The organism is Roseibium sp. RKSG952, from assembly GCF_009711355.1.
This window is the reverse complement of record NZ_SMMF01000703.1, coordinates 1-4,924: the sequence shown is the minus strand read 5'-3', so window position 1 is coordinate 4,924 and position 4,924 is coordinate 1. Positions and strand designations below refer to the sequence as shown.

Sequence of the window (4,924 nt, the reverse complement as noted above, 5' to 3'; positions counted from 1 at the left end):
CGTTCCGAACGGGTGAGGTGAGAATATCCTTGCATGGCAACATCGTTTTCTTTTGTGGCGTCAAGCGGATATCAAATCCGCCGACCACGTTGCACCTCACTTCTGAATTCACCCAGTTCAACTGAGCATCCAAAGGCCCAGATTATTGTCGTTTGCAACAAGATCGGCCAATGCTCTGGGGAGGGTCGGCGGAGTCCCGGTAATCGCGCAAGGCAACATGGCTTCCGGGTCGCTATTCGCTCGGTCATCCTGACAAGAAATTTCAATCAAAACAAGACGATGTGTAAACTCAACACCGTCCGGATCACCGCGTGGCACCGGGACATCATATTGCATTTCCGCATCCGGTTGGAGGCCCTTGTCAATGCAAATGATCTGCGGCTTGTACGGAGAGATCCATGATATCAGATTTTCGCCATCCCGATCCCAATGCCGCTTGGCCGTATCCCCGCCAACGCTTCCGATCCAGATACGCACGGAAATGTCACGAGCAGGCACACTTCCACGATTGCCGAGGTGGAACGTCAGGGTCTCATGATTGGAGGTGCCTGCCATCCAGCACCGGCCACCGGCCCAGGCAAGACAGACAGGAACATATGCGCCACTGCCGTGCTCGACATTGCGGCCTCCGGTCCATTCGCTATGCGGGCGGTGATCCTTGACATAGATGTCTACGGGAGGGGGCATCCCCGGCATATTGCGATTTTCCTGCCGCTCCAGCTGGTGCATGCCTTGCGCTTCGAAACTCCAGCGAATGACCTTGTGCGCCTGTCCACCTTGCCAGTGATAAGCTTGGTCTTCTTCTATCAATTCTAACACCAAAGAGCCTGAAACCGTCCGGTCGGCATCAACGAGCGCGGCCTCAAGCTCTTCCGCGGCGGCGGGAATATGCCCGAAAGTCTGCAGTCCCCTGATGATCAGGTAAAGCACGACCTTGGAAGCCGTCTCCCTTGTATTGTAGTCAGGCCCCGCATCTTCAACATCCTGCGTCTGGCCCCCAAGGATCAGGTAAAGCCTGAAGAGTGTAGAGGAAAGTATCTGCTCCGAAAGATAGCCTTTATGCGCCTTGCGCTGATATTCCGGGGCGTCAATCAACGAACGGTGCAGGGTACCGCCCCAACTCCAGCCGTCGAGAACGCAGCGGTCGTGCCGCCGGGTCAGGAACACCCAGGGAAACGTCAGGCCGCGGAACCGCTTTGCACACTCATCACGCGGATCTGCAAGACGTGACTCAGGATCCGCATACACGGCAGCCAGAGCATCTCCAATACTGTGGCAGAACCGGAATTCAAGTTCATTGAAGCGGCCTGCAATTAGAAAATGTCCGAATTCATGCCACATCCAGCGCATGCTCGTGGCAATTCCGAGCGGCTCCGCCTGATCCGAGCGCCGCGTGCGGTGGGACAGATTGGCAAGCGCCAGATGCATTTCCATGATGCTCAGCTTTGCTGTTCCTTTGGCTGCCACCGGCGTCAGCGCGACACGGGCGTTGACGGTCTGGCCATCCTTGCCCTTGCCGGGCCGAATTCCAGACCTGTAATGGATCTCCGCCCTTTGTTCGGTTCTGGCGAAATACAGTTCGGGATCTATCCCGAACTCGCGCATCAGGTCATAAAACACGCTGCAATTCCGGTATGCTGAAATTGCGGTATGCGTGTTGGACCGAACTCCCGCCGACAGGCCATCAGAGGCTGATATCTCTTTCACTTGATTTTTGAAGGGACGGTCCGTCTTGACGTAGTTTGGGGCGGTGAAAACCGCGAAATCTTTTTTCCGTTCAAGTTTCCCCCCAACGATACCCCGGAGATCCACTTTGCTGCGAAATGCATTGAGCTGAACGTCTGTCCGCGTGGGTCGTCTTGCCTGCCAGTCATAGTCATCAAGATCGCCGTGCAACGCCGCCCCCCTCCAGGAAGCAGGGTCTTGACGAAAAATCATTGCTTTATTCGCACCCGTAACGAGTGAATGCGCGTTACCGGTTCGAATTTTTGCACCGGAATCTCCTGCAACCGGAGCCCGCACACTAAACCCGTAGGCCAGAGTGTGCGAGCCGCCGTCTTTCGGGTTTTCTGCAGATCCCAGTCCGATCCCCTGACCGGAAGCCTCAAACCAAAGCCCCTCATCGCCAGAGGTTGCCGGCACCCCTGTCAAAAAGCGAAACTTGTTAAAGACAAGTGTCTTTTCCCTCAGCCGCAATTGACGGGCAACCTTGCAGTTTTGCGTATTCAGCACCCTTTCCAGATCTGATCGGATTTGCTGCGGTCCGCCGTTAAACTTTTCTCCGGTTGACAACAGGTGTTGGGCCAACGTGGTGTATTCGCCGAATGGCAGATGGGCCGTCATCGCACTGATCAGGATATGTGTCTCATTCTGGAATTTGCCGATATGCATCACCAGCCGAATCCCGAAATCCGAACCGATCGGCTGAAGCGGTCCCGCGTGATCGCCTTCGCCCTGCAGAATTTCGCCGGCAATCAGGATGACCGTACCACCAGCGCCGGGTTTCTCATGCGCATGGGGAAGCCAGTACGACGAGACGGGCTGTGGTGGATTCTCGGGGGACCTGCCGCATGACATCGAGGGCCAGAGCGGCAGCCAGTCAAAACATTTGACTTTGAAGGAAGTTCCGTTACCGAGCTCATCAAGCCATGCCTGAGGCAGCCAATCCGCCTCTTGTCCTGCACAGATGTACCCATATTCTTCGAGCGTTGCTTTGAGGGCCTTCAGATAGTCAAGGCCGACACCCTTTAGGCAGTCGAAATTAATGGCATCCTTTTCACTCAGAGTACAACTGGCCGCTGCAGTTGGGTGCGAAACAATGATTGTGGGCCTGTCCTCGCCGGATGGGTGATTAATCCGGTCAAAGAATAATGCGTGTTTACCGGGCTTCCAGGTGTCGAATCTCGCAGCCATCTTCAGATTTCTCCGCTTGCCGGCAACAAGGAACCCTATCCAGATCACAGGCCGGAATTTGATGTACAAGCGCAAACACTCAACCAAAAGTATATTCATTTTTGGCTATGACGCGACGGATTTTTGCAGAAACACCTGGAATTCAGCAGCCCGGACGAGACTGCGGCACCAAATAAAAAAAGGGTCAGTGTCGCTCACAAACCCTGAGCAAGACAGCGGCCTTCCGCCGCCAGTCATGCATGCTGAACGTTCTAACGGCAAAGAAACCGCAAATGCAGGTTTCTTTAAAACAACATCCACTTGATCTAAAAACAAATGGTGCGGTCCCGCCGCACCCGGGCAACGTCCAGTGATTTTGTTTTGAGGGAGATTTCAAGAGATGACCGGTTGACCAGATCCCGGACGGCCACCGGCACTTGCCGCCGGTAATACCAGGTGCCCGAACGATGGCACTTCAGGAACCGATCCTTGTCACGCACCCCGTTTTCCCACATGCAAATGGGGTAAAAACCGGGGTAAATATTGGGGTAAAATCCGCCAAATCGTCAATAAAAAACCGGCTCTAGGCCGGTTTCTTTTACACATCAACCACTTACCATAAAGGCAAATGGTGCGGTCGAGAAGACTCGAACTTCCACGGGTTTTACCCCACAGCGACCTCAACGCTGCGCGTCTACCAATTCCGCCACGACCGCATATTCTGTTGTGTTCCCGCCGCTCTCTTGCGCCGAGGCCCCGCATGTAGCAAATCGGATTCTGGGTGGCAAGAGGTGTTTCGGGATAATTTCATCAAGCACCAACCGGCTGGGGATAAACCGGTTTCGGTATCTAGAGCGGACCGTCGGTGCGCATCGGGCGCGCATCGGCCGGGCGCAGGAGCACTTCCGTGATGGAAATACCAACCCGCTCGCCAAGCAGAACCACCTGCCCTTTTGCAATCAGCGTGCTGTTGGCGTAGATCTCGACATCGTCGTCTTCGGCCACATCCAGATCGATCACGGCGCCGCGTCCCATCCGCAGGAGCTGGTGAACCGGCATTTCCGACGCCCCGAGCACAACGGAAATGTCGACATTGATATCGTCAAAGGTGGTCATGTCTTCAGTCTGCCTGTAGGGGTCGTGCCTGTCCAGATCCGATACCGGACACCCGGGTTAAGAAACCCTTAAACAAACATTCGCCGCCCAATTGGTTAACAAAAGACTAAAATGCATGTCATCCCCTGATCGCGAAACGCTTGTCACCGACTTTCACCCGCTTCAGCCGTCACCACCGGTCGAATGGCATATTTCGGACGATCCGGTCGGCTATGAAACCGCCCTTGAACAGATGGATGCCCATGTGACTGCAATCGCTGCAGGCACGGCCAATGAACGTGTCTGGCTTCTCGAACACCCCCCGCTTTATACAGCCGGCACCAGCGCCGATGACAGCGACCTGATCGATGCCGGGCGGTTTCCGGTCTACAAGACCGGACGCGGCGGCCAGCATACTTATCACGGACCCGGCCAGCGGGTCGCCTATGTGATGCTGGATCTGAAACGCCGGCGGCAGGACGTTCGCGCCTTTGTCGCAGCGCTTGAAGCCTGGATCATCAATTCGCTGTGGCACTATCACATTCGCGGCGAGCGGCGCGAGGACCGGGTCGGGGTCTGGGTCCGGAGGCCGGACAAGGGGCCGGAGGTCGAGGACAAGATCGCGGCCATCGGCATCCGTCTGCGCAAATGGGTGACCTTCCACGGCATCAGCTTCAATGTGGAGCCGGAACTGGACCATTTTGGCGGCATCGTGCCTTGCGGGATCAGTGAACATGGCGTGACCAGTCTGGTCGATCTGGGAATACCAGTGACCATGGCCGAAAACGATTCGGTCCTGCGTGCGGAATTCGAGAAGATATTCGGGGCAACGACCGCCATCTAGAAACGGACGGCGCCTTCTCGCAGAGGTGGATTCAGCTGCGAAGTGCAACACGGCAACGGCCACGATCTGTTCGCCATAAGGGATTGAGTGTCA

4 protein-coding genes and 1 tRNA gene are annotated in these 4,924 nt (G+C 55.7%); 1 reads left to right on the top strand and 4 read right to left on the bottom strand.

Going from position 1 to position 4,924, the window contains the following annotated elements; translation table 11 throughout:
• Positions 1-117: 117 nt before the first annotated feature.
• The 4 genes from E1297_RS04265 to E1297_RS04250 all read right to left on the bottom strand — a co-directional run bounded on the left by E1297_RS04265 (position 118) and on the right by E1297_RS04250 (position 4,008).
• Positions 118-2,913, bottom strand: a complete 2,796-nt coding sequence (locus E1297_RS04265) for a hypothetical protein (protein WP_155134311.1) — start codon at positions 2,911-2,913, stop codon at positions 118-120.
• A 305-nt stretch (positions 2,914-3,218) separates the two neighbouring features.
• Complete coding sequence (locus tag E1297_RS04260) at positions 3,219-3,392, bottom strand: DUF6538 domain-containing protein (protein ID WP_155134308.1); 174 nt, start codon at positions 3,390-3,392, stop codon at positions 3,219-3,221.
• Between the two features lie 129 nt (positions 3,393-3,521).
• Positions 3,522-3,608 (bottom strand) — tRNA-Leu (locus E1297_RS04255).
• A 133-nt stretch (positions 3,609-3,741) separates the two neighbouring features.
• Positions 3,742-4,008, bottom strand: coding sequence for a FliM/FliN family flagellar motor switch protein (locus E1297_RS04250; RefSeq protein WP_155134305.1), 267 nt, complete (start codon positions 4,006-4,008; stop codon positions 3,742-3,744).
• A 115-nt stretch (positions 4,009-4,123) separates the two neighbouring features.
• Here E1297_RS04250 and lipB point away from each other — a divergent pair, with 115 nt between their 5' ends.
• Positions 4,124-4,831: a lipoyl(octanoyl) transferase LipB gene (gene lipB / locus E1297_RS04245; protein WP_155134302.1), complete on the top strand. Its 708-nt coding sequence runs from the start codon at positions 4,124-4,126 to the stop codon at positions 4,829-4,831.
• Positions 4,832-4,924: the final 93 nt, after the last annotated feature.